This is a genomic window from Modestobacter sp. SYSU DS0657, from assembly GCF_054050925.1.
The window spans coordinates 237,974-261,983 of sequence record NZ_JBJHAG010000002.1 but is presented as its reverse complement, the minus strand read 5'-3'; the positions used below and the strand labels follow the sequence as shown (position 1 = coordinate 261,983).

The window sequence follows — 24,010 nt, the reverse complement described above, 5'->3', positions numbered from 1 at the left end:
TCGTCCCGGTCGTGTCCGGCCCCGCGTCGCGCCCGCGGGCCCTAGCGTGCTGGTCATGACGCAGACCACAGCGATCGAGACCGAGACCGTCGACCCGGCGATCGTCCTCGCCGACGCCCTGCAGTCGGACTTCGCCGAGCAGCGGGAGAGCCACCAGCGGCTCACCGGGCGCCAGGCCGAGCAGGTGCTCGCCGCCACCCGCTGACCCCGCCCGCCGATACGGCCATGATGGCGGGCCCCCGGGCCCGCCATCATGGCCATTCCTGCGAACGGGGCCGCACACTGGGCACGTGACCCCGATCCTCCGCGCCGTGCGGTCGTCGCTCCCGGAGCACCTGCACCTCCACCGGTGGCGGCGGCTGGGCGACGACCCGTTCAGCGGGGCCTCGCTCCACCGCTGCCGCTGCGGAGTCGTCCGGCCGGGGATGTAGCCGTCCGGATGCCCACGTCCCCCACCCGGGGGACGACCGTGGCGTCGAGTTCGCCGTCCCGACGGCGTCCGTTGGCCGGCCCGCCGCCGACCGGGCCCACCCCCCGTGTCGTGCCGACCTCCGTCACCCGCCCGGCGACGCCGAGCTCCCCGTCGCGCCCGCGGGCTCACGTCCACCGTTTCCGGACCCGGATCGACGACCCGTTCAGCGGCTCGGTTCTCTACGCGTGCCGCTGCGGCCTGGAGCGCCCCGCCCTCTGACCCGACTCATGCTGGTCACCGGTACGGCTCCGGACTCCGCTGCGGCCTCCTGAACGCACGTGCTTTACCGGTCAGGCGGCCGCAGCGCGGACGTCACCCCCCGGCAGCTCGGAGAACGGCACTGACGGTGCGGAGGATGATCTTCACATCGAGCCAAAGCGACCAGTTCTCGATGTAGTAGTTGTCGAATCGCGCACGGTCGAGGATCGACGTGTCACCCCGCAGCCCGTGCACCTGCGCCCACCCCGTCAGGCCCGAGGGGACCCGGTGCCGCGCGTGGTAGCTCGGGTACGTCTCCTGGAACTGGTGGACGAAGTGCGGCCGTTCCGGACGGGGACCGACCAGGCTCATGTCGCCGCGGAGCACGTTGAACAGCTGCGGCAGCTCGTCCAACGACGTCTTGCGCAGGAAACGGCCCACGGGGCTCAGCCGCTTGTCGTGCGCCACGTTCCAGGTCGTCGCCGACTCGTCCTCGCTCGCCGGCCGGAGCGACCGGAACTTCAGGACCTGGAAGTGGCGACCGTCGACCCCCACTCGCTCTTGGCGGAACAAGATCCCCGGGCCGCCATCGAGGCGCACCGCGAGCGCGATGACGACGAGGACCGGCAGCAGCAGCAGCAGTGCGAACCCGGACATCAGCACGTCGAACACCCGCTTCACCCGCCACTGCCGGGTTCGGTAGGTGGCGCGCCGAAGGCGCACCAGCGGGAGACCCCAGGCATTGTCGGTGTCACCATCGACGTGGTGGAGCTCGAAGAGCCGGGGAACGACGAACAGTTCACACCGGAAGCGGTCGCAGGTCCGGATCAGGCCCACCATCTGGGATTCCTTCATCGACGAGAACGCCACCACCACGTTGTGCACGCCGAACCGGCTCAGCACGGACGTGAGCGCCTCCGGGCCACCGAGCACCGGGAGGTCCGCGTGTCGATCGGCAGCCCGGGGATCCGCATCCAGGAAGCCGATGGGGTGGAGCCCGTACTCCGCGTGCGACGCGAGGATGTCGGCGATCTGGTTGCCCACGCTCCCGGCGCCGAGGATGAGGGTGCGGTGGGCGACGAAGCGCCTGAGCCTGAGGCGCCGCACGATGCTGTACCCGATCGCACGCAGCGCGACGATCAGGACCCCGATCGTGATGGCGCCCCACAAGAACCGCCAGTTGACGATGTAGCCCTTCCACACCGCGCCCGACCAGAGGACCTGAGCCAGGATCGCCAGTCCGGCCGCAGCCAGCCACCGTCCGGCGACCTTCGGCAGGTCATCCAGCACGGACAGGGAGAGCCTCGAGCGGTACAGGCCCGCGCTGACGAACAGGACCACCAGGATCAGCCCGAACACCAGGGTCTTGCGGGCCGGCGAGTCGGCTCCGACCCGCACCCCGAAGAACTCGGCACCCAGGACGCCACCGGCCACCGCGAGCAGGTCCAGCGCCAGCAGCAGAGGAGCGATGCCGAAGCGAGCCAGCTTCGACCAGCCCGCCGTCGGATCGACCGTCGCCGGGACGAGGTCCCGGACCCCGGCGTCTCGCTGACCGTCCGGCCGGATGTCGACGCTGCTGACCACTCGGTCCCCCCTTCTCGGTGCCTCGACACCGGCGTGCGGCTAGGAGCGAGGCGGTACCCGGACGCCACCGGCCTGCGACCACCTCACGGCCGGGGCGACCGGCACGGACCACGTCGCGCAGCCACCTGAAGCCGTCGCAGAACGTAATCGAAGAGGATCAGTTGGCGGAGCCACTGCTTCTCCTCGTCACCCGTTCGTGCGCCGACACGCGGCGGTCTGTCTCGATGCGTGAGCACGGTGGGACGCCTAGTCGCGGTCGTGTCGTCCTCACGGGTGACGACGCGATCAGCCCGATCTCCGCGAGGGATGCCTGCATCGATGGCGCGACGCGAGACGGCGACGCCCCCGGCCCGGGACCCGGACGCCACCTCGCTACGATTCCGCGGACCCGCCGGGTCGGCGAGTGCCGGCGAGGCACCGTCCGTGGGTGAGAGGGGCGACCGCGTGGCACTGCGAGTCATCTACCGCTCGCACGGCGGGGAGAACCGCAAGGACCGACCGGAGTTCTACGGCAAGCTCCTGGGCCTCGTGTCGTTCATCCGGGCGGCGGGAGAACTCGACGTCGAGGTGGTCTACCTCAACGACGGCCCCATCCCTGACGACCGGCTCCGGCTCATGCAGGCCACCGGCGAGATCGTCGAACTACCGGGTCTGGGCATGCGCGGGTCCTACCGGGCGGCACTCGCGCAGGCGACGTCGGGGCGCTGGGCCCCCGAGGACCTCGTGTGGTTCAGCGAGGACGACTACCTCTACCTGCCGTCCGCGCTGCGCGACCTGAGTGCGGCGGCGGAGCGCATCCCTGAGGCGGAGTACTTCGCCCTGTACGCGTCCACGCCGTCCCGGCCGGCCAAGCGGGACGACGAACCGGACCTCCGAGACCCGTCCGGCTGGCGGAATCAGGCGCCCTGGACGGTGGGCGATCAGCACTGGTCGCGGATCCAGAGCACCACCAGCAGTTTCGGAGCACGCGTCGGAGCACTGACCGAGGACCTCGGCGTTTTCCGCTTCTGCATGGTCCCTCACCGGAACATGCTCCGGGACCACGACACCTGCCTGGTGCTGCAGGGCTTCGCCCCCCACTCCTACACGGAGCAGGCCCGGGCACTCATCGGTCTCTCCCCCGGCGGCCCGAGGGAACGAGTGCGCTCCGCGGCGCTCGCCCCGTTCCTGCTCGCGACGAACCTCCGCTCCCATCGCCGGCCCACGCGGCGTCGACTCTTCGTGGCCGCCGACCCCAACCTGGCGACGCACATGGAGGTAGGACTGCTCTCCCCTGGGCGGAACTGGGCCGAGCTCGCCTCGGACACCCGCAGCTGGGGCGTCGAGCAGGGAATGCTCTCCCCGGAGAACTGACCCATCCTGCGCACGCGGCCAAGGGATGGGCGCCCACCCGCTGCCCGGACTCACCAGCTCTGCTGGTAGGCCTCCGACGACTCAGGCATCCTCGAGCCGGCCCCGTAGAGCTGGAACCGCGAGTCGTTCTGGTCCACGTTGAACTGGATCTCGTACAGCAGCTCACCGGGTCGGGTGCCTGCGTGCTCGCGGAAGAACTCGAACATCCCCCGGATGAACGCCGGGGAGTCGCCCTCGTCGGCAACGCCGGACCACTCCGGCACCGCGAGGGGCAGCCCGACACTGCGCGCGAACTCCAGATGCCGCGCCAGCCCCTCCGGGGAGCCGTCCTCAGCGGTCGCCTCCAGGGACGCGCTCCACTCGGCTGCCGTGTCCACGTAGTCGTTCTGGTTGTAGTAGTCGACTCCCAGGACGTCGACGTAGTCCGTCCCCGGGAACGTCAGGCGCCAGTCGACCCCGTTGTCCACCGACTCGCGATTGACGGCGAACACGAGTTGTGCATCCGGGAAGATCTCCTCCTGCAGCCCGCGGAACCGCTTCCAGGCCTCGATGAAGGCCTCGACGTCATCGGCCCGCACGGCCCAGGGGTACCAGTCGCCGTTCATCTCGTGCGCGAAGCGGATGTAGGTGGTCCCCGGACGATCGGCACGCAGCCGCGCCAGTTCGGTCAGCGACTCGCGCCAACGCTCGTCGTAGACACCAGCCGCTGCCTCATCCCAGGTCTCACCCTCGAACACGCCACCCAGCGCAATGTCGATGGGCTTGTCCCAGTCGCCATACTCGGCGCCGCTGCGGAGCTGGTCCAGCCGGACCATGGCGTCCTCGTCGTCGGCCCAGGTGCCCGCGATCTCCACGGGCGTCCCTCTCCACGCCCCGAACTCCCCGGTGGCCACTCCCACACCGGAGGCACCGGAGAGCCACTCGGGCGGCGCCGAACTCGTGGTGTCCGGCGACTGCGTCGGCAGCGGCTCGTCGTCCTCGCCACCGACGAGGGACCCGATCACGACCAGCGCGACGACAAGGAGGAGGGCGAGACCGAGCAAGAGCGTCCGGCGCCCAGTGCGCTTACGCGTACCGGCCTCATCAGCCGGCCTGCTCGCCCTCTCGAGGGTGGCGTGCTCGACCGGCGACGAACCGCCTTCGGCCCCTCCGGACACACGCCCTCCTCTGGCATCGCCCGTCCTCGGGCGGGCCCGGTCGGGACCGAGCCGGGAGGTCGTGGGCCTGCGGCTACTCTTCGCGCGAGCAAGATCTCGCCCGGGCGACTGTACCTGCGCCCGCGGCGCACCGACGCACAGCGCACAGGAGAGGTCCCGCATGATGGCAGCCCGGCCGAACGAGCAGGCAGCAGACGCACTGGCCGCCCATGACGTGGAGCTGGTGGTCGTCGCCTACCGGAGCCGCACCCAGGTGGAACAGATGCTCGCCGGGTTGCCTGCGGACCTCCCCGTCGTAGTGGTCGACAACTCGGACGGAGCCGACGGGCTCCGGGAGCTCATCTCCTCGCGCACCAACGGCAGGTACCTCAGCGGAGGAGGTGTGGGTTTCGCCCGAGGCGCGAACCTCGGCGCTCGCACGTCGACCGCTGCGCACCTCGTCTTCGTCAACCCCGACACCCGCCCGACGGCCCGGGACCTCGCTGCCCTGGTCGACGACGTGGCCGACGATCCGCTGGTGTCGGCGAGCGCAGGGACGCTGGTGGAGCCGGACGGTCGCGCCCAGATCGGCGTCGGCGGCTGGGAGCCGACGTTCCGACGAGCCGCCGTCCACGCCGCGGGACTGCACAAGCTCTTCCCCCGGGCAGGGCTGTTCGCTCGCCCGGCGATCGGTGAGCCAGAGCAGGTCGACTGGGTGAGCGGAGGGGTCATGGCGGTGCGGCGAGAGACGTTCCTCGAGCTGGGCGGGTTCGACGAGGACTTCTACGTCTACCTCGAGGACGTCGCCTACGGTCGTGCGGCACGTGCCCGCGGACTGACCGAGCGTCTCCGCACCGATGTGACGATCAGTGGCGCCAGTGGCGGTTCGGGTGCGCCTTCCCTCGAGATGATGCGGCTGCGTGGCGCGTCCATGACGCGCTACCTGCGCAAGCACCACTCGACTGCCGCGGCCGCACCGGCCATCGCCAGCATCGTGCTCGGCTACGCCGTGCGGGCAGCGGAGAGGCGCCTGCGAGGCGACCGTCAACGATCCCGCGAGCACTGGGCATATGCCCTCGGAGCCCTGACGGGCCGGGCGACGGTCGGCGGCAAGGTCGTCACCGGCAGCTGAGCTGGCCGCTGGCAGCCGCACCCGTTGCCCTCCGGTGTCCAGTCGTGTGCAATCACCGCACGCACCAGGAGGTTTCGCATGGCTGGACAGCCGCGATCGACGCGGTCGGGCGAGCAGACACCCGCCACGTCGATCAGTCCTGACCTGCTCCTCGGCGGCGCTGCCGCTCTGGGCGTGCTGGTGTTCTTCCGGTTCGGGGTGAGTGCGGCACTCTTCTTCTCCAGCGCGCTCTTGCTGTCCCGGGCAGGGGCGCGCGCCCTTGCCCGGGAGGTTCACCCCGGTCACGCCCCCTTCCCCACCAGCGCAGGGGCGGCCGTTCTCGGTTCCTTCGTCCTGGCGCTGGCCGGCGGCGCCACAGTCGTCACGGGATCCGGGGACCCGCATCCTGCGGCGCCGCCGTGGGCGGCATCGGTCAACGAGGCCGATGCCCGCGAACCCGCCCCCGCAGCTGCGGGTGCCGGGGCTGACGCTCCTGCGCCACTGCCCCGGGAGCCAGACCTCGCCGCTGGGCCGGACACAGGCGTCGCCCCAGGGGCGGACGCTCCAGCCGCCCCCGGCCCCTCAGCCAGTCCGGGCGGTACGGCCGACCGGGATGACAGCCGCTCCACCGGCGTCACGACGGCAGGTGGCGCACCGTCGCCGGACGCCGGGTCATCGGCCAGGACTCGGACAACGCCCAGCCGGACCGGTCGCACGGCTGAGCAGACGCCCAGCGCCGTGGCCCCGGCCCTCGACCGCCCGGCGCAGACCGCCGCCCCGGCAGCACCCGCCCCAGGCACCGGCACCGCCGCCGACGAGCCGGCGGCCGGAGTCAGCGGCGGCCGGCCGAACGCCTCGCCCAGTGCCGGGCGTACGGGGGCCTCCGGGCCGGCCCAGCCCGAACCCGCCCAGCCCGAGCCGACCCAGCCCGAGCCGACCCAGCCCGAGCCGACCCAGCCCGAGCCGACCCAGCCCGAGCCGACCGCCGGACCGCCGCTGGACGACGCTGCTCCGACAGCCGCGCCGAGCAGCTCGTCCTGGCTCGACCGTACGGGCCCCGCTGGACCCGTAGCCCCTCCACCTGTCGTGCAGACGCCAGGGTGGGAGGAGCTCCTCGACTCCCTCAGCAGGGACTGACACCCGCCGCTCAGGTAGGACCGTCGCGAGCTGCGCTCTCGCGACGTGGATACCCGCTCTGCTCAGCTGGGTCGACTGAGTGCAGACGACCCATCGCCGGCCGGCACCGGGGTGCTGGTCTTCGCGGGTGGTGCGGGTGACTTGCGCACCGGCGCGGACGCCGCCCCCGCGGCAGGGGCCCGCTTCCCACGTGCCGGACGGGTGGACACGATGCCGATCAGGGGCCGCCCGGCGGCATCGGTCCGCGCACGGACCGATGCGATCCGGTCCGCGGTGTCCTTGACGCCCACGGCTGCGACGACCGCCCCGGCGTGCCCGACGAGCGAGAAGGCGAGCGGGTCGTCCGTCACCGGCGCCGTCTGGAGCAGGACGAGGTCGTACTCGGCTGCCAGTTGCGCCAGCTCGCCACCCGCGCCCTGAGCCGGCAGGGCAGTTCCGGAGAGAACGGCCAGGGACAGACCCGGCGCGCCGGGCACCGGGGCAAGGCACTCGGACACTTCCGCGCCGTCGGTCAACGCATCGAGCGGCCTCGGCCGACCGGGGACGCGGAGGTGGTCGAGCAGCTCCGCGTCATCCAGGTCGGCGGCGACCAGCAGGACCTTCTGCCCCCGCGCAGCCGCCGTGACCGCCAGCCCGTGCGCCAGGCCCGGAGCGCCACTGCTCCGGCCGGCACCGGTGATCAGCACGGGCCCGGGGAGCCCCTGTCGGGCGTACTGCAGGGACACCAGGACGAGCGCGAACTGCTCCGGCTCGGTGACCCGCCCGGGCGATCGGCGCGCGGAGCTCACCGGCACCGAGCCGAGCACGCGGGCCCCCGCGGCGTCGACGGGCGCGCTGTTGTCCCTCGCCGGCGCCCGGCGCCACAGTGCCAGCCCGATGCCCAGGAGGGCGGCGACGACGGCCAGCAGGAGCGCATCCCGGGCCGGGGAGGGCGATGCGGGATCGCCAGGGGCGGACGCCTCCTCGACCAGCAGGACCCCGTCCCCGTACACGGCGGCCTCGGTACGCACCTGGTCGACGACGGCGGGGTCGGTGGTCGCGCCGGTTGCGGCGGCGACGGTCCTCGAGACCTGCTGGACGACGTACTGCTGGTAGGCGGCCAACACGGCGTTCGCTCGATCGGCAGCCGCCTCCCCCGTCGGCGCAGATGCGTGTACGGCTATGACGTCGTCGGCGCCGGACGGTTCGACCTCGATCCCCGCCGCGAGTTCCGTCGCCGTGAGGTCCTCACCCAGCCGCTCGACCGCCAGGTTCAGCACGGGGACCGTGGTGATCAGGGCCACCTGGTTGGAGATGTAGCGCGCCGGGTCGTTGTAGGACTGACCGCTCAGAGGTGTGAACGGCGCGTTCGCGGAGAGGACCGCGCGACTCTGTGCCGTGTAGACACTGGGCTGGCTCGCGCTGGCCGCGTATCCGCCGACACCGGCCACCAGGACCGCCCCCAGCACCACCCACCGGGCACGCCAGATCGCGGAGAGGACGACCGACCTGGCCTGCCCCTCGGGGACGCCTGCCACAGGTCGGGCCACGCTGTTCTCCTCCACCGGTCCGTTAATGGGCACCCAGCCACCAGGCCTGCGCATCGTGATCTCGTCGGGTCCAGATCAGACCCGAGTTTGACACGGCGGGACGGGCCCATGGGCCCGGCTGGCCGCCATTCCCCCGATCGAGGGGCTCCGACGCGGCGTCACCCAGCCGCGGGGCCTCGACTCGGTATGGTGCCTGGGCGTGTGGCCTGGTCGCACCGGCCGTCCGGACTCGTCCGGCAGAGGCGGCTCCTGCTGGATGCGATGCGCCGTGGGGCAGCACCAGCCTCCCGAATCACCCCGGCGATGGAACAGTGAGGTGCGCCCCGTGTCACTCATCGAGGGCCGTGGGTCCGCGACAGAAGGTGCTCCGGCAGGTGAGGTTCCCGAGGTCAGCGTCATCATCCCCGCTCGGGACGAGGTATCGACGATAGGCAGCTGCCTGGACTCAGTGCTCACCCAGGACGGCGTCAGCCTGGAGGTCGTCGTCGTGGACAACGGGTCGACCGATGGCACGACCGAGGAGCTGCGCGCCCGGGCCGCGACCGACCGGCGGGTCGTGGTGCTGCACAACCCGGAGCCGTCGATCCCGGCCAGTCTCAATCTCGCCCTGTCGCGGGCTCGCGGGAAGTGGCTGGTCCGCGTGGACGCGCACTCGACGATCCCACCCGGCTACGTAGCCCATGCGGTCCGCCGTCTCGAAGAGGGGCGCTGGGTCGGTGTCGGCGGGCGCAAGACCGCGGTCGGCCGCACGCCGGCCGGCAAGGCCATCGCTGCAGTGCTGAACTCGCCGCTCGCCGTCGGTGGGTCCACCTACCACTACGGCACGACCCAGCAGGTCACCGACCACATCCCGTTCGGCGCCTATGCGACGGCCACCGTTCGGGAACTGGGCGGCTGGGACACCGACGTGCCCAACAACGAGGACTTCGAGTTCGACCAGCGCCTCCGCGGCCGTGGCGACCTCCTGTTCGACCCGGAGCTCGAGATCGCCTGGCAGTCCCGGGAGACGCTGGCCCAGTTGTTCCGCCAGTACCGCCGCTACGGCCGTGGCAAGACGCTGGTCGCCATCCGGCACCCGGCGAGCATGCGCATCCGGCACTTCGCACCACCCGCCCTCGTCCTGTGGCTGGCCACCGCCGCCCTCGTGGCGACCCGCAAGCCGCGCATCGCCGCCGCCGCGGTGACGCCGTACCTGCTCGCGGTGGCCGGGGCCGGTGCCGCCATCTCCCGGGCCACACCTCCCGGAGCAGACCGTCGCACCGTCCCGGCGGCGCTGGTCGCCATGCAGGTGGGTTGGGGATGGGGCTTCTGGCAGGGCGCCGCGGACGTCCTCCGCCGGCGACCCCGAGCCGGACGATGAGCATGGACGGTCGCGGGACGCTGGCGCCCCACCCGCCCGAGCCGCGCCAGGTCCAGCCGTCTGCCGACGGCGCGACGGCCGCACCGGGCAGTGCGTGGGACAAGGTGGACCAGCGGCTGCTGAACGGCTTCGTCATCCTGCTGGTGCTCACGCAGCGCATCGGGGTGCCGGTGTCCGACACGAGCATCGGCGTCGCGCTCCCGCTGACGTACGCACTGGTCGCCGTCCTGCTCGTCCGCCGGCGACTGATGATCAGCCGCATCCGGGTCGAGCTGCTGTTGATGGCCGCCACGGCGGTCGTCGCGGCGACCGCGGCAGTGACGATCAACGGGGGCACCGTCTCGCTCTCGTCGCTGATGCTGCTGCTCGCCGTCTACCTGCCGTGGACCATGCGCATATCCGGTTCCGCGGGCCGGGCGGCGGTCCTGCAGGCAGGCCGTGTCTTCGTCCGGGTGATGGTCGTCCTGGCCATCGTCGGCGTCGGCCAGTTCGCCGCGCAGCTGGCTGGGATCTGGACCTTCGAGGACTACCTTCCCCAGTGGATCTCGGCGGACTTCCTGGTGGGGGACTACAACACGGTCATCCCGCTGGTCTACGGGTCCGAGACCTACAAGTCGACGGCGTTCGTCCTGCTGGAGCCGTCGCTGCTCTCGCAGTTCTGCGCACTGGCAGTGATCGTCGGGCTGATGCTCCACGTCCGCGCCTGGCAGCTGCTCGTGCTGGTGGCCGGCCTCGCCTCCTCCGTGTCGGGAACCGGCGTCATCTTGCTCGCCGTGGGCGTCGTGCTGCTGGTGCTGCGCGCTCCCCGGCAGATCCGGGCCGCCTACGTGGTGGCCGGCGCCGTCGCCCTCACCCTGGTCCTGCTCAGTCCTTCCGGGCCCCTGCTGCTCGGCCGTTCGACGGAGGTCACGCAGCCCGGCAGCAGCGGCTACGCACGCTTCGTGCAGCCGTTCACCGAGGTGCGGGAGGGGCTGGAGGCAGAGCCCGAGCGCTATCTGATCGGTGGCGGCGCGGGCAACTCCGAGCGGCTGCTCGCGTCGAACCGCAACGGCATCGGGGAGGTGGTCCTGTACTCGTCGGTGCCCAAGCTGACGTTCGAGTACGGCCTGATCGCCGGCGGGCTCTTCGCGATCTTCCTCATCGCCGCCCTGCTCGACGGGAGTCCGTGGCGGGTCGTTCCGGGCGCGCTCCTGGTGATGACGTTCGTCCTGTCCGGCGCGTTGCTGCAACCTCAGACGGCATCCCTGGCTTGGGTCCTCACGACGCTGGGCGCACGTGACCGACAGGCCCGTCCGCGTGGTCACACCTTCGGGCTGCCCCCCGGCCGCTGACCACCCGCGACCGGTCCGGCCCCGACGTCAGACGACGCTGCCGCCCTCGACGCAGCGGTCACTGTTCGGCCGTCGCAGGATCCGCCTCCTCGGCCACCTCGGGCGCGGCGGAGCGGGACCCCGCGGCGGCGGGGGCCGTCCCCGTCCTGCGCTCCCGGCGCATCAGGACGAGCACCCGCCACCAGGTGAGGGGCGCCACGAGGCACTGGGCCAGCGACAGGCCGAGAGCCGCGCCGGGCGCCCCCCCCAGGTGGAGGCCCAGCAACCCGAAGACCAGGAAGCCGGGGGCGAGCAGGGACGAGATCCAGAAGGTCTCCTTGGCGAACCCCCGAGCGACCAACAACGTCGATGCGCCGAAGCCGAACCCGATGGCGACCACGCCGAGCAGGGTCGCGGGCAGCACGTCCTGCGCGTTGGACCAGCTGTCCCCGAGGAGGAGGACGCCCCACTGGTCCGGCAGGAAGACCAGCGTCAGACCCCAGACCAGGTCCGCGAGCACCATCACCCCGGACAGGGCGGCCGCCACCTTGATCGCCCGCCTGCCGGTGAGCCGGCGACGCGCCATCTCCGGCAGCGCGAACGCCGACAAGCTGTAGCCGGCGAGGTTGAGCGGCCCGAGCACGACCTGAGCGGCCCGCAGCGCCCCCACGTCGGCCGGGTCACCGAGGCCCGCGATGAGCAGCATGGTGATCTGGTTGGCGCCCATGACGCTCAGGAAGCTGGCAGCGTAATACCCGAGCAGGTCGCGCTGGCGGATGAGCCAGGCGATGCTGGACCGGACCTGCGGGTGCCCGCGGAACTGGAACCCACCGAGCACCGCAGCGACGAGTGCAGCGCCTCCCCAGCCGACGAGCATGGCGGGCGCGCTGCGCTGGTCGAGAACGAGGAAGATCCCGACCGCGGCGAACTGAACGACGCCCCAGACGAGGTCGTTGACGAAGGCTGCGGACGGTCGGCCGTCGGCGACGAAGACCGCCCGCCACATGTCCTGCAGGAGCAGTCCGGGGAGCAGCACGCCGATGGCGACCAGCGAGGCGCCCACCGCCCCGCCCAGCAGCAACCCCGAGACGCCCGTGACGACACCGCTCGCCAGCCCCAGCAGGGTGGCTGCGCCGGTCGCAGAACGAGAGGCCTGATGGAACTCATCAGACGATGCGCTCGTGTACCGCACGACCAGCGGTTGGGAGATCAGCGCCCGCCCCGCACCGATGAGGAAGGAGTAGATCGTGAACGCCACGGCAAAGGCGCCGAACCCGTCGGCGCTGAGTGACCGTGCGACCAGCAGTGAGAGAACCAGGTTGGTGCCGCTCGACACGATCTGGTCCGCGACGTTCCAGCCCGCGCGCCCCGCCAGCTGCCTGACCCCGGAGCGAGTCACAGGCAGACCTCTCCGCAGAGAGCACGGAGCGTCGCGCGCCCACCAGGAGCCCGCCTGATCGCCGTTAGGCTCACCGAGACGCCACTTCCGTTCACCGACACAGGGGGCCCTCCATCGACAGCCTCGTCTACCTGAGCCTCGGCGCAGGAAAGCACGTGGACGAACTCCGGTTCTCCATCATGAGCGCAGCGCGCTTCCTCGTGGACCACGAAGGGTGGCACATCGTCATCTTCGCCAATGACGCCGCGCCGTTCCGGGACCTGCCGGTCGAGGTCGTCTTCGTGGACGATGCCACGGTCGCCGACTGGGTCGGACCGCAACGGTACGTCTGGCGGGGGAAGATCCGGATGATGGCCGCCGCGATGGCCCTCCCCGACAGTGAGCGCACGATCTACGTGGACGGCGACACGTACTTCGTCAGGTCGCCGGCCGAGCTGTTCTCCAAACTCGCGCCCGGCGTCAGCCTCATGCACCTCCGTGAGGGCCGGCCGCCCGCACCCGAGGTGGCTGCGCTCGAGCACGTCCTGAGCCGGAGCGAGCCGGTCGACAGCGAGGGCCGCCCGTGGACCTTCGGGGCGGACCGCGACTCCTGGAACGCGGGCGTCGTCGGGCTGCACGCCTCGGATGCGCACCTGTGCCGCGAGGTCGAGCTGCTGACCGACCAACTCCTCGAGCGCGGGTTCAACGAGCTGTCCCACACCGCGGAGCAGTTGGCCTTCACGGTGTGTCTCGACCAGCGGACGCAACTCCGCGAGGCCCGGAGCGTCGTGCGGCACTACTGGCCGGCGGAGATCCGGGAGCCGTTCCAGCCCGTGCTGCGGTCCACGCTTGCGGACCCCGCGCTCACCACGGACGAGAAGTTCGAACGGCTGTGGGCTGCCCGTCCCCGGGAGAGCGCCACCACCCGGACGAAGGCCACGGTCAAGCGGGTGGCCCGTCGCGTCGGCGTCCACCTGTGACCTGCCGGTCGCACGACAGCTAAGCCCGCTGGATCCCTGCCCCGGCACCGGGGTCGCACCCCGGAACGCTGCGGTCACCGTCCGCCCTGGAGCCTGGACGGTGACCGCAGCGAGTCAGCCCCCGGCTAGAAGAGCCGGCGGTAGGCCTCGGCGGAGGCCGGCATCTGCGAGCCGGCGTAGAGCTGGAACCTGCCGCCGCTCATGCCGACGTTGAACTGCACCTCGTACAGCAGCTGGCCGGCCCCTGCGCCTGCGTTGGCCCGGAAGAAGTTGTACATCCCCTCGATGAAGGCCGGCGAGTCCCCGTTGGTCCCGATGCCGGACCACTCCGGGAGCGACAGCGGGAGGCCGACGCTGCGGGCGAAGTCCAGGTGCTGCTGCAGTCCCTTGGGCGCCCCGTAGCCGTCCTTCTGACCCAGCGAGCTGGCGAAGTCGGCGGAGCTGGCGACGTAGGGGTACTGGTTGTAGTAGTCCACGCCCATGACGTCGACGTACTGGGCGCCGGGGAAGGTCTTCCGCCAGTCGATGCTGGTGCCGACGGACTCACGGTTGACACAGAACACGAGCTGGGACGACGGGAAGATCTCCTGCTGCAGCGCACGGAACCGCTTCCAGGCGGCGATGAAGTCCTGGTGGTTGCCCGCGTTGACCGCCCACGGGTACCAGTTGGCGTTCATCTCGTGGGCGAAGCGGATGTAGACGGTTGCCGACCGAGCACCCCAGAGAGTCCGGAGCTTGGTGAGCGACTGCCTCCAGCGGCCGTCGTAGGCGCCCTGAGCGGCCTTGCTCCAGCTCTCGCCCGAGCCGATCCCACCGAGCGCCACGTCGATCGGACGGTCCCACGAGCCGTACTCCCCCCCGGGAGCGAGCTGGGACAGCTGGGTCATCGCCTCGTTGTTGTCCGCCCAGGTGGCCGCCACCTCGACCGGCGTGCCCCGCCAGGCGCCGAGCGCGCCATCAGCCGCGCCGGTCCCCGACGCGCCGGACAGCCATGCCCCAGGCGCCAGGGCCGCGGCGCTGACATCGGCCGACCCCGCACTGTCGGCGGGTCGGGCGAGCGCCGCAGACGCGGGCGCGACCGACTCCTGACCACCCACCGGAGCAGCGGACCCCGCAGCGCTCGAGGACGGCGACGCGGGAGCCGCCGACTCGGCCGGCGCGGACTGATCCGCCCCGCTGCCAGCCTGGCTCCCCGACGTCCCGGTCGCCTCCGCCCCCTCGACGGCTGTGGAATCGGGAGACGGGGTCGTCACCGGAGCCTGCTCAGGACTCACGAGGGCGGACTGACCGGCACCGTCCCCCTGGCTCGTCGGACCGGATGCGGCCGAGCCGACCGCCGCCTCCTGGGCCACCGCGGCCTCGGACGGGTCCATGGTCGCGTGCAGGCTCGTGCTGAACGTCGTGACGGTGACGATGCCGCTCATGACGAAGAGCACGCCGCGCCGGCGGCCGAACCGCCGGGCGCAACGACGCCGGGCCATCAGATCCGCCCCGCACGACGAGCGGGGCGCGCCAGGTTGTCGGTTGCAGCCACGATTAGCGCCGCCTCACGGGATGGTTCGGTGCGAGTCACAAGTCCTCCGGACGTCCCGCGGCAGGCGCGTGAACGAATTACATCAACGACATATGGATGCTTGCACTTCGTTCAGCATCCGAGAAGTCACGCGGAGTAATGCCAGTGCACACGAGTCACACCAGCACCAGCGAGCACCCCCGCGCTCTCGAGGAGACCCTCTCGGGGGTGTCTGAGCTGCACGTTCGTTCTCCAGTCGAACAAACGTGAGGTACGCCACGCCGAGCGAACACACGCGATCAGACCGCGGCGCCCGGCCCTCGCCGCCGCGTCAGGCCCCGGGAGGGTTGGCGGTCTGCTGCCAGGCGGTGACCAGCTACCGTGCGCACCCGCCCCCCTTCCACCCGAGGTGTTCCTGTGCGCAGCGTCGTCGTCGCCAAGTTCCTGCCGTGGCCACCCAACAGCGGGGACAAGCGGCGCACGCTCGGCATCGTCCGAGCCCTTCGCGAACACGGCGAGGTCACCATCTGCGCCCTGGCGGGCACCGACGAGGACGCAGCTCCTCTGGTCGCCGAGGGCATCGAGGTGCGCAGCGTGCCGCACACCCGCCGCGTGCGCGACCTGCTGGCCGGCCTGGCCCGCGGCCAGTCCCTGACCGCGGCGCGCTTCTGGGACCCGCGCCTGGCCGAAGCCGTCGCCTCCGCCGTCCGGGACGACACCGACGTCCTCGTGGTCGAGCACGTCCAGCTGCTCCCCTACGCCCGCGGCCTGAACGCCAGGACGCGGGTGCTCGACATGCACAACATCGAGTCGGCACTGGCACTCCGGATCGCCGACGCCGGGCGCGGACTGCGCCGGCTGGTCTTCGCCGTCGAGGCACTCGCCCTGCGGCGCCTGGAGCGGCGCGCCGCAGGAGTCGACGTCGTCGCCGTGGTGAGCGAGGTCGACCGGGTCACCCTGGAGTCGATCGTGACGCTCCCCCAGGTGGTCGTCGTGCCGAACGCCTGGGACGAGCCGGAACCGCTGCCCCCGGCCACCGGACCCATCGCCAGCTTCGTGGCCCTGCTCTCCTGGGGCCCGAACGTCGATGCGGCCCTGTGGTTCAGCCGGACGGTCTGGCCCCGGGTCGTTGCCGCGGTGCCGGATGCCCGACTCCAGCTGGTGGGTCGCAACCCGACCGAGGCAGTACGGAGTCTCGCCGGCCCCAGCGTCGAGGTCACCGGGACCGTCGCCGACCTCGCCCCCTGGTACGAGCGCACCCGGGTGTCGCTCGCCCCGCTGCGCGCCGGCGGTGGGTCACGCCTGAAGATCCTCGAGTCCCTCGCCGCAGGCAGGCCGGTGGTGGCCACCACCATCGGGGCCGAAGGGCTGGAGGACCTGGTCGGGCGGGGGGTCGTCGTGGCGGACGCCCCCGAGCAGATGGCGGCCGCGGTCATCGACCTGCTGACCGACCCCGGCCGCAGCGCGGAACTGGGCCGCGCAGGTGCCCGGGCCGTCGCCGAGGACCACTCGTGGAAGGCCGCCGTCCGGCCGCTGCTGGCGGCGATCCAGCCCGGCCGGCACCCGTTCGGGAGCTGAACCAGCCGGTTCAGCCGTCAGCGCGTGTGACCCGCGGGTCCACGCGCGGACGAGCGTGGCCGGTGCGGGACCTGTCGACCCAGGCAGCGTCCTTCAACTGGAGCGCCGGGTGTTCGACGACGTACCAGGAGGCGGCCGCTGCGACGAGAGCCAGCACCAGGCTGAGCAGCACGAAGGTCGCCTCCCCGAGCGCGGTCGCCCCGGCCAGGGCGAGCAGGAACTCCACCGGCCAGTGGTAGATGTACAGCCCGTAAGAGAAGTCCCAGCCCGGGTTCTGGCGCAGCGGCAGCCGGACGACGGCGTACAGGCAGAGGTAGGCGAAGCCGACCGCCCCGACGAGGTGGTAGTCGTCGAGCATGAAGGCCCCGGCGAGCACGGTCCCCGTCGCGAGCAGCGCCCAGCGACCACGGATGGGGACACGATCGGCGTGCACGAACGCAGCCGCGCCGAGCAGGAAGAACAGCGTCAGACGGAAAAGCTCCTGATTGGAGAACACCGGGACGTCGACGGGGATCAGCGCGGCGTTCTCGAGCAGCGCCAGCAGCCAGGCCGTGACCGCGAGGACGACCAGCGGTGCGCGACGGTGGAGGAGGGCGAAGAGCCCGAGGAGCGCGACCAGGGCATAGCAGGCCGCCTCGTACTGCAACGTCCAGAGCGACCCGTCCAGGGCCGTCTCGCCGACGTCGGTGCTCAGCCCGGCGATCTCGTACTGGAGAATGGGGAGTGCGGCGTTGACCACGGGGTACTGCCACGCCGGGTCCTCCTCGGCGGTGAACACCGTCCAGGGGGCGGCGCCCGACAGCGCCGCAGCCAGTGGCGCGACGACGACGGCGGTCACCACGAGGCAGACCCAGAAGCCGGGCATGATCCGCAGGAATCGGTGCCAGGCGTACCGCCGGAACGACCTCAGCCGCAGGTAGCTGCCGGCCACCAGGAAACCGCTGACGACGAAGAAGGCGTCCACGGCGTAGTCGGCCAGGTTCGTCCTGCCGAGAGCAGGCTGGTGGCCGAACCCGACGAGCAACGCGTGCCCGACGGCCACGATCCCGGCGAGGACCAGCCGCAGCACCGTTAGGCTGTTCCGGCGCGGATCGAACTCGCTGGACAGCGTGCTCGCCGGCCGGCTCACGGACGGCTGCGCGGACTCAGGACGGACGCCCTTCGACCGCACGCTTGCGGACTGCCGCCGCTCACCATCCGTCACGATCGAGACTCTAACTTCACCTGAGGCTATGGCGCAGGTTCCCGCACCACTGGGGGGTCCGCGCTTCCCTCGCCACGGAAAGCGGCTACTCTGCGCAGTCGGTTCCACCCAGAAGCGCAACCGCATGCCCGGAGGTAGACATGAGCGGCCCGTCAGTCCCGCCACTCATGCGCATCGGCGTGCTCGCCGAGCGCACCGGCCTGTCACATCCGACGATCCGCCACTACGACGAGACCGGCCTGCTGACCCCGTCAGCTCGGACGGCAGGGAACTTTCGGCTCTACAGCGAGGCGGACTACCAGCGGCTGATGGTGATCCGGCGGATGAAGCCACTGGGCTTCACGGTGGACGAGATGCGCGACCTGCTGGACGTGGTGGAGGGACTCCGCCGAGTGCACCTGACCCCAGCGGAACGTGAGGCACTTCTCGACCGGCTGCGCACCTTCCTCGCGAGCGCCCTGACCCGCCGGGCACAGCTGCAGACCCAGCTGGAGCGGGCCGACGAGTTCATCTCCGTGCTCCGATCGGTGGAGGACCCCCAGGTTCGCTGAGCGCTCGACGGCTCACCCCCGGTGGAGGCCGCTCCGCTGACGGCGCTCCGGCAACGGTCGATGCGGCTCAGGACCTCGCGAACGTGGCGGCGTTGGCCTCTCGGTCGAAGTCGGCCCAGGACGTGTCCTTCTCCGAGACCATGGCGACCTCTCGTGGCCACTCGATGCCGAATGCCGGGTCGTCGTACCGGAAACCGATCTCCGCGCCCGGCGCGTAAGGGGTGCTGACCATGTAGAGCACCTCGGTGTCGTCGGTCAGCGTCTGATAGGCGTGAGCGAGGTGCGGTGGGACGTACAGGGCCTGACGGTTGTCCGCGGTCAGTTCGACCATCACGTGCTGGAGGTACGTCGGGGAGTCCGGGCGCACGTCGACTGCGACGTCGACGATCGCGCCTGCTGTGCACCGGACGAACTTGGCCTCCGGATGACCTGGTAGGGACAGGTGCAGTCCCCGCACCGTCCCGGCGAGACGGTTGTAGGACAGGTTGCACTGCGCCACCTGAGCCTCGAGGCCCCGCTCCGCCAGCTCCTCACCGGCGTAGGCGCGGGCGAAGAACCCCCGTTCGTCCGAACGGGGTTCCAGTTCGACCAGGTGGACACCGTCCACCGCCAGCGGCGTGTACCTCATGCCCCGGCCCGGCGTCCGTCGCGCAGCGCGCCCGCCACGCCTGCGCCCCTCGGTGTGACGGTCATCTGTGCTCGCACGGTGCTCCCGCTCGTCGGAGGTCGATGAGGGCGGCCAGGGTATCTCGCGGCACGGGCCCGGGGAGCACCACACCAGGGAGTCTCGACAGGCCGTGCGCCGGGCCGGACACTCTCTGGACGCTGGTCGCCCAGCGCGCCACGCAGGGTGGTTGCCGATTGTCACCCGTTCGAGCGGAGACGCCCAGATCCACCGCCATGCCCACCGTCCGTGCGCGACGATGGACGCCGTTGTGACGAAGAGGGGAAGTTCCGTGCTCAATCGAGTTGATCGATCCGCATCCGCACTGTCGCCGTGTGGCGCCGCATGAAGGCGGTCATCCTCGCCGGCGGCCTGGGGACCCGCCTCAGCGAGGAGACCTCCGTACGACCGAAGCCCATGGTCGAGATCGGCGGCTACCCGGTCCTCTGGCACATCATGAAGACGTACTCCGCGCACGGGATCAACGACTTCGTCATCTGCTGCGGATACAAGGGGTCCTACATCAAGGAGTACTTCGCCTCCTACGCGCTGCGGATGTCCGACGTCACGATCGACCTGGCCAAGAACCAGATCGACGTGCACTCGGCCAAGGCCGAGGACTGGCGGGTGACCCTCGTCGACACCGGGGACTCGACCATGACCGGCGGACGACTCCGCCGGGTTGCCGACCACATCGGCGACGAGACCTTCTGCTTCACCTACGGCGACGGTGTCGCCGACGTCGACGTCACCGAGCTGATCCGGTTCCACCACCAGGAAGGCCGGGAGGCGACGATGACGGCCGTGCAACCCCCGGGTCGGTTCGGCGCCATCGTGCTCAGCGAGGACCAGACGGCGATCCACGCCTTCCAGGAGAAGCCCGAGGGTGACGGCGCCTGGATCAACGGTGGGTACTTCGTGCTCGAGCCGAGCGTCATCGAACGGATCAGCGGCGACGACACCGTCTGGGAGCAGGAGCCGCTGCGCGAGCTGGCGCACGCCGGCCAGCTCACCGCCTACCGGCACCCCGGCTTCTGGCAGCCTATGGACACCCTGCGGGACAAGAACGTCCTCGAAGAACTGTGGCAGCGCGGCTCCGCGCCGTGGAAGGTCTGGTGAACTGGTGATCCTGATCGACACCGCCCTCGAGGCGCGGGCCAAGGCCGGTGACCCGGTCCGGTTCGCGATGTTCGGCGCCGGCTTCATGGGCCGCGGGATCGCGAACCAGATCTCCCGGTACACCCCGGGGATGGACCTGGTCGCCATTTGCAACAGGTCGGTCGACGCCGCCCTGCAGGCGTACGCGAAGGCCGGGATCGACGACGCCGTCGTCGTCAGCACCAGCGCCGAGCTGGACGACGTGGTTCGCGCCGGCGGCCACGCGGTGACGAGTGACCCGGCCGTGGTCTGCGGCGCCGAGTGCGTCCAGGTCGTGGTCGAGGCCACCGGGCACATCGAGTACGGAGCCCATGTCTCGCTGGCGGCCATCGAGGGCGGCAAGCACGTCGTCCTGATGAACGCCGAGCTCGACGCGACCGTCGGCCCGCTGCTCAAGGTCAAGGCCGACGCCGCCGGGGTGTTGGTCACCGGCTGCGACGGCGACCAGCCGGCCGTGCAGATGAACCTGCTCCGGTTCGTGCGCTCCCTCGGGCTGCGGCCGCTGGTGGCCGGCAACATCAAGGGCCTGCAGGACCACTACCGCAACCCCACCACCCAGGCGTCCTTCGCCAAGCAGTGGGGTCAGACGCCGAGCATGGTGACCTCGTTCGCCGACGGCACCAAGATCTCCTTCGAGCAGGCGCTGGTGGCGAACGCCACCGGCATGGGTGTGGCCCAGCGCGGCATGATCGGCATCGAGCACCGCGGCCACGTCGACGAGATGGTCGACATGTACGACGTCGAGCAGCTGCGCGCCCTCGGTGGCGCGGTCGAGTACGTCGTGGGCGCAGCTCCCGGCCCGGGCGTGTACGTGTTCGCCGAGGCCGCTGACGAGATCCAGTCGCTCTACCTGGACTACGGGAAGCTGGGCAAGGGCCCGGTGTACAGCTTCTACGTGCCCTACCACCTGACCGTCTTCGAGGTGGCCGCCTCGGTCGCTCGGGTCGCGCTGTTCGGCGACGCACCGATCGCGCCGCTGGCCGGTCCGGTGGTCGACGTGGTCACCACGGCCAAGGTCGACGCCCAGGCCGGCCAGGTCCTCGACGGCCTGGGCGAGTACCTGACCTACGGGCAGTGCGAGAGCTACGCGGTCACCCGCGCGGAGCGGCTGCTGCCGATGGGCCTGGCCGAGGGCTGCCGGCTCGTGCGCGACGTGGTGAAGGACCAGGTGCTCACCTATGACGACGTCGAGCTGCCCACGGGCACGCTCGTGCACGAGCTCCGTGCGCAGCAGGACGAGATGTTCCCCGCGGCCGCTCCGGTGACCGCCCGATGAACGCGGAGACCATGCCCGAGACCGATGAGGCCCGGGACGCCCGGGCCGTGGTGGTCCAGGACCTCGACCACATCTGCGCCGGCCTGAGCGAGGAGTTCGCCCAGATGTCCGGCCACCGCCTGCTCATCGTGGGCGGTGCCGGCTTCCTCGGGCACTACCTCGTCCAGGCCGCCGTGCACTGGAACGCCACCTCGGGCGCCGAGCCCATCGACATCCTGGTGTACGACAACTACTCCCGGGGTGTGCCGGACTGGCTGAGCCGTCTCGAGGGCACGCCGAACCTGACGCTGCAGGTCTTCGACATCACCGGTCCGCTGCCCGAGGACCTCGGGCACGTCGACTACGTCGTCCACGCCGCCTCGATCGCCTCTCCGACGTACTACCGGATGCACCCGATCGAGACGATGGACGCCAACGTCAACGGGCTGCGCAGCCTGCTGGAGTACGCGCTCGAGCAGAAGCGCGCGGGCACCCCGCTGCGCGGGTTCCTCTTCTACTCGACGAGTGAAATCTACGGCGACCCCACGCCGGAAAACATCCCGACGCCGGAGACCTACCGGGGCAACGTCAGCTGCACCGGCCCCCGGGCCTGCTACGACGAGTCCAAGCGCTACGGCGAGACGCTGTGCGTGAACTTCGCCCAGCAGCACGGGCTCCCGGTCACCGTCGCCCGGCCGTTCAACAACTACGGCCCGGGCCTGAAGATCTCCGACGGCCGGGTCATCTCCGACTTCGCCCGCGACATCCTGGCCGACCGGGACATCGTGATGCTCTCCCCCGGCACCCCGACCCGGACGTTCTGCTACGTCGCCGACGCCGTGATCGGCTACTACAAGATCCTCGTCCGAGGCCGCCCCGGGGAGGCATACAACATCGGCACCGAGACGCCGGAGATCAGCATCGCCGAGCTCGCCGACCGCATGGTGGCCCAGGCCCGGACCCAGTTCGGGTACAGCGGCTCGGTGGTGCGGGGCACCAGCGAGGACGCGGACTACCTGGTCGACAACCCGAACCGGCGCTGCCCGGTCATCACCAAGGCCCGCGAGGAACTGGACTACGAGCCGGGCATCGCCCTGGACGAGGGGCTGCGCCGCGCCCTGGTCTGGTACCGGGGCAACTCGACGGCGGAGGACTCCTGACATGCGCGTCTCCGTGGTGGGCACCGGCTACGTGGGCCTCGTGTCCGGGGTCGGGCTGAGCGAACTGGGGCACCAGGTCACCTGCGTCGACATCGACCAGGCCAAGGTCGACCTGATCAACAAGGGCGTCACCCCGATCTTCGAAGAGGGCCTGGAGGAGCTGCTGGGACGCAACGTCGGCGTCCGGCTGCGGGCCACCACGGACCTGCGGTCCGCCGTCCTCGACAGCGACCTGACGCTGGTCGCGGTCGGCACCCCGTTCGACGGGGAGGAGATCGACCTCCGGTTCGTCCGCGAGGCGGCCCGCCAGATCGGTGAGGCACTCGCGGAGAAGGACGGGTACCACGTCGTCGTCGTCAAGAGCACGGTCGTCCCGGGGACGACCGCCGGCGTCGTGCTCCCGGTCCTGGAGGAAGCATCGGGGAAGCGCGCCGGCACCGACTTCGGTGTGGGGATGAACCCGGAGTTCCTCGCCGAGGGGGCCGCGGTCGCCGACTTCATGGCCCCGGACCGCATCGTGTTGGGCGGGATCGACGAGCGCAGTCAGCAGGCGCTGGCGGAGCTGTACGCAGCCTTCACGGATGCGGCGATCGTGCGGACCGACCCGACGACCGCCGAGATGATCAAGTACACGGCCAACTCGCTGCTCGCGACGATGATCTCCTTCTCCAACGAGATCGGGAACCTCTGCGCCGCCGTCGGTGTCGACGTGGTCGAGGCAATGGCCGGGGTGCACCTGGACAAGCGGCTCTCGCCGGTCGCCGCGGACGGTTCACGGGTTTCCCCGGGCTTCCTGACGTACCTAGCCGCCGGCTGCGGTTTCGGTGGCAGCTGTTTCCCGAAGGACGTCAAGGCCCTCGTCGCCTTCGGCAAGCAGCACGGCAGCGACATGTCCATCCTCGACGCGGTCATCGACACCAACTCCGCCCAGCCGGCCCGGATGCTGGAGCTGCTCCGTCGTCAGGTGCCCGAGCTGGCCGGTGCGCGCATCACCGTTCTGGGCATGGCGTTCAAGCCCGGTACTGACGACATCCGCGAGTCGCCGTCCCTGCCGGTGACGCGGGCGCTGCTGGAGGCCGGTGCGACGGTGACCGCCTACGACCCGGTGGCCCGCTCCGCGGCCGAGGCGGTCCTCGGTGAGGACGTCCGCTTCGAGGACTCCCTCGAGGCAGCCACCGCCGAGGCGGATGCCGTCCTGGTGATGACCCGGTGGAAGCACTTCGAGCGCTTGCCGGCGTTGCTGGCCGACCGCGGCCAGGACTGCGCCGTCATCGACGGGCGCCGCCTCCTGCCGAAGGACTCCGTGCCGCGGTACGAGGGCGTCGGAATGTGACCAGGAGGGTCGCGGACTCGATCCAGGGGGCCTAGCGTCCAGAGTC

Annotated in this window: 19 protein-coding genes; 12 read left to right on the top strand and 7 right to left on the bottom strand. The window is 71.1% G+C overall.

All coding sequences use genetic code 11. The features are described 5' to 3' along the window. Positions 1-55 precede the first annotated feature (55 nt). Positions 56-205: a hypothetical protein gene (locus tag ACI79A_RS02615; RefSeq protein ID WP_457079619.1), complete on the top strand. Its 150-nt coding sequence runs from the start codon at positions 56-58 to the stop codon at positions 203-205. Positions 206-784: 579 nt separating this feature from the next. Here ACI79A_RS02615 and ACI79A_RS02610 read toward each other — a convergent pair. Further along, positions 785-2,254, bottom strand: a complete 1,470-nt coding sequence (locus ACI79A_RS02610) for a sugar transferase (RefSeq protein WP_457079617.1) — start codon at positions 2,252-2,254, stop codon at positions 785-787. Positions 2,255-2,698: 444 nt separating this feature from the next. Here ACI79A_RS02610 and ACI79A_RS02605 point away from each other — a divergent pair, with 444 nt between their 5' ends. After that, complete coding sequence (locus ACI79A_RS02605; RefSeq protein ID WP_457079615.1) at positions 2,699-3,607, top strand: hypothetical protein; 909 nt, start codon at positions 2,699-2,701, stop codon at positions 3,605-3,607. A gap of 50 nt (positions 3,608-3,657) precedes the next feature. On the opposite strand, the gene ACI79A_RS02600 is transcribed toward ACI79A_RS02605, so the two are convergent. Further along, complete coding sequence (locus tag ACI79A_RS02600) at positions 3,658-4,764, bottom strand: glycoside hydrolase family 26 protein (protein ID WP_457079613.1); 1,107 nt, start codon at positions 4,762-4,764, stop codon at positions 3,658-3,660. Positions 4,765-4,927: 163 nt separating this feature from the next. Between ACI79A_RS02600 and ACI79A_RS02595 the strand changes: the two genes are divergently transcribed. Further along, positions 4,928-5,875, top strand: a complete 948-nt coding sequence (locus tag ACI79A_RS02595; protein ID WP_457079611.1) for a glycosyltransferase family 2 protein — start codon at positions 4,928-4,930, stop codon at positions 5,873-5,875. Positions 5,876-7,053: 1,178 nt separating this feature from the next. Here the strand turns inward: ACI79A_RS02595 and ACI79A_RS02590 are convergent. Then, the gene (locus tag ACI79A_RS02590; RefSeq protein WP_457079609.1) at positions 7,054-8,520 is read right to left on the bottom strand and encodes a hypothetical protein; all 1,467 of its coding nucleotides are present in this window, start codon (positions 8,518-8,520) and stop codon (positions 7,054-7,056) included. A gap of 256 nt (positions 8,521-8,776) precedes the next feature. On the opposite strand from ACI79A_RS02590, the gene ACI79A_RS02585 reads away from it, so the two are divergent. Continuing rightward, complete coding sequence (locus tag ACI79A_RS02585; RefSeq protein WP_457079607.1) at positions 8,777-9,880, top strand: glycosyltransferase family 2 protein; 1,104 nt, start codon at positions 8,777-8,779, stop codon at positions 9,878-9,880. Beyond that, a complete protein-coding gene (locus ACI79A_RS02580; RefSeq protein WP_457079605.1) occupies positions 9,877-11,211 on the top strand; it encodes a hypothetical protein in 1,335 nt (444 codons plus the stop codon). Before ACI79A_RS02585 ends, ACI79A_RS02580 begins: the two co-directional genes overlap by 4 nt. A gap of 58 nt (positions 11,212-11,269) precedes the next feature. Here ACI79A_RS02580 and ACI79A_RS02575 read toward each other — a convergent pair whose 3' ends face one another. Continuing rightward, a complete protein-coding gene (locus ACI79A_RS02575) occupies positions 11,270-12,526 on the bottom strand; it encodes a hypothetical protein (RefSeq protein WP_457079603.1) in 1,257 nt (418 codons plus the stop codon). A gap of 218 nt (positions 12,527-12,744) precedes the next feature. Here ACI79A_RS02575 and ACI79A_RS02570 point away from each other — a divergent pair, with 218 nt between their 5' ends. Next, positions 12,745-13,548, top strand: coding sequence for a hypothetical protein (locus tag ACI79A_RS02570; protein ID WP_457079601.1), 804 nt, complete (start codon positions 12,745-12,747; stop codon positions 13,546-13,548). 125 nt (positions 13,549-13,673) lie between these two features. Here ACI79A_RS02570 and ACI79A_RS02565 read toward each other — a convergent pair whose 3' ends face one another. Next, positions 13,674-14,468 (bottom strand): glycosyl hydrolase, encoded by a 795-nt coding sequence (locus tag ACI79A_RS02565; protein WP_457079599.1) that lies wholly within the window; start codon positions 14,466-14,468, stop codon positions 13,674-13,676. Positions 14,469-15,478: 1,010 nt separating this feature from the next. Between ACI79A_RS02565 and ACI79A_RS02560 the strand changes: the two genes are divergently transcribed. After that, positions 15,479-16,639: a glycosyltransferase gene (locus ACI79A_RS02560; protein ID WP_457079597.1), complete on the top strand. Its 1,161-nt coding sequence runs from the start codon at positions 15,479-15,481 to the stop codon at positions 16,637-16,639. Between the two features lie 10 nt (positions 16,640-16,649). Here the strand turns inward: ACI79A_RS02560 and ACI79A_RS02555 are convergent, their stop codons facing one another. Further along, on the bottom strand, positions 16,650-17,768 hold the full coding sequence (locus ACI79A_RS02555) for an acyltransferase family protein (RefSeq protein ID WP_457079595.1): 1,119 nt from the start codon (positions 17,766-17,768) through the stop codon (positions 16,650-16,652). 215 nt (positions 17,769-17,983) lie between these two features. On the opposite strand from ACI79A_RS02555, the gene ACI79A_RS02550 reads away from it, so the two are divergent. Continuing rightward, positions 17,984-18,394: a MerR family transcriptional regulator gene (locus tag ACI79A_RS02550; RefSeq protein ID WP_457079593.1), complete on the top strand. Its 411-nt coding sequence runs from the start codon at positions 17,984-17,986 to the stop codon at positions 18,392-18,394. A 67-nt stretch (positions 18,395-18,461) separates the two neighbouring features. Here ACI79A_RS02550 and ACI79A_RS02545 read toward each other — a convergent pair whose 3' ends face one another. Continuing rightward, positions 18,462-19,022: a dTDP-4-dehydrorhamnose 3,5-epimerase family protein gene (locus tag ACI79A_RS02545; RefSeq protein WP_457079591.1), complete on the bottom strand. Its 561-nt coding sequence runs from the start codon at positions 19,020-19,022 to the stop codon at positions 18,462-18,464. Positions 19,023-19,391: 369 nt separating this feature from the next. Here ACI79A_RS02545 and rfbF point away from each other — a divergent pair, with 369 nt between their 5' ends. Genes rfbF through ACI79A_RS02525 form a run of 4 tightly spaced genes read left to right on the top strand, consistent with a single transcriptional unit; the run spans position 19,392 to position 23,964 of the window. Beyond that, on the top strand, positions 19,392-20,177 hold the full coding sequence (gene rfbF / locus ACI79A_RS02540) for a glucose-1-phosphate cytidylyltransferase (protein ID WP_457079589.1): 786 nt from the start codon (positions 19,392-19,394) through the stop codon (positions 20,175-20,177). A gap of 4 nt (positions 20,178-20,181) precedes the next feature. Next, the gene (locus ACI79A_RS02535) at positions 20,182-21,492 is read left to right on the top strand and encodes an NAD(P)H-dependent oxidoreductase (protein WP_457079587.1); all 1,311 of its coding nucleotides are present in this window, start codon (positions 20,182-20,184) and stop codon (positions 21,490-21,492) included. 11 nt (positions 21,493-21,503) lie between these two features. After that, a complete protein-coding gene (locus tag ACI79A_RS02530) occupies positions 21,504-22,631 on the top strand; it encodes an NAD-dependent epimerase/dehydratase family protein (protein ID WP_457079585.1) in 1,128 nt (375 codons plus the stop codon). Position 22,632: 1 nt separating this feature from the next. Next, positions 22,633-23,964, top strand: a complete 1,332-nt coding sequence (locus ACI79A_RS02525; RefSeq protein ID WP_457079583.1) for a UDP-glucose dehydrogenase family protein — start codon at positions 22,633-22,635, stop codon at positions 23,962-23,964. Positions 23,965-24,010 lie beyond the last annotated feature (46 nt).

Coding starts and splice junctions, on each gene's coding strand:
- ACI79A_RS02615 (WP_457079619.1), top strand. CDS start 56: ATGACGCAGACCACAGCGATCGAGACCGAGACCGTCGACCCGGCGATC.
- ACI79A_RS02595 (WP_457079611.1), top strand. CDS start 4,928: ATGGCAGCCCGGCCGAACGAGCAGGCAGCAGACGCACTGGCCGCCCAT.
- ACI79A_RS02585 (WP_457079607.1), top strand. CDS start 8,777: ATGCGATGCGCCGTGGGGCAGCACCAGCCTCCCGAATCACCCCGGCGA.
- ACI79A_RS02580 (WP_457079605.1), top strand. CDS start 9,877: ATGAGCATGGACGGTCGCGGGACGCTGGCGCCCCACCCGCCCGAGCCG.
- ACI79A_RS02550 (WP_457079593.1), top strand. CDS start 17,984: ATGAGCGGCCCGTCAGTCCCGCCACTCATGCGCATCGGCGTGCTCGCC.
- ACI79A_RS02545 (WP_457079591.1), bottom strand. CDS start 19,022: ATGAGGTACACGCCGCTGGCGGTGGACGGTGTCCACCTGGTCGAACTG.
- ACI79A_RS02530 (WP_457079585.1), top strand. CDS start 21,504: ATGCCCGAGACCGATGAGGCCCGGGACGCCCGGGCCGTGGTGGTCCAG.
- ACI79A_RS02525 (WP_457079583.1), top strand. CDS start 22,633: ATGCGCGTCTCCGTGGTGGGCACCGGCTACGTGGGCCTCGTGTCCGGG.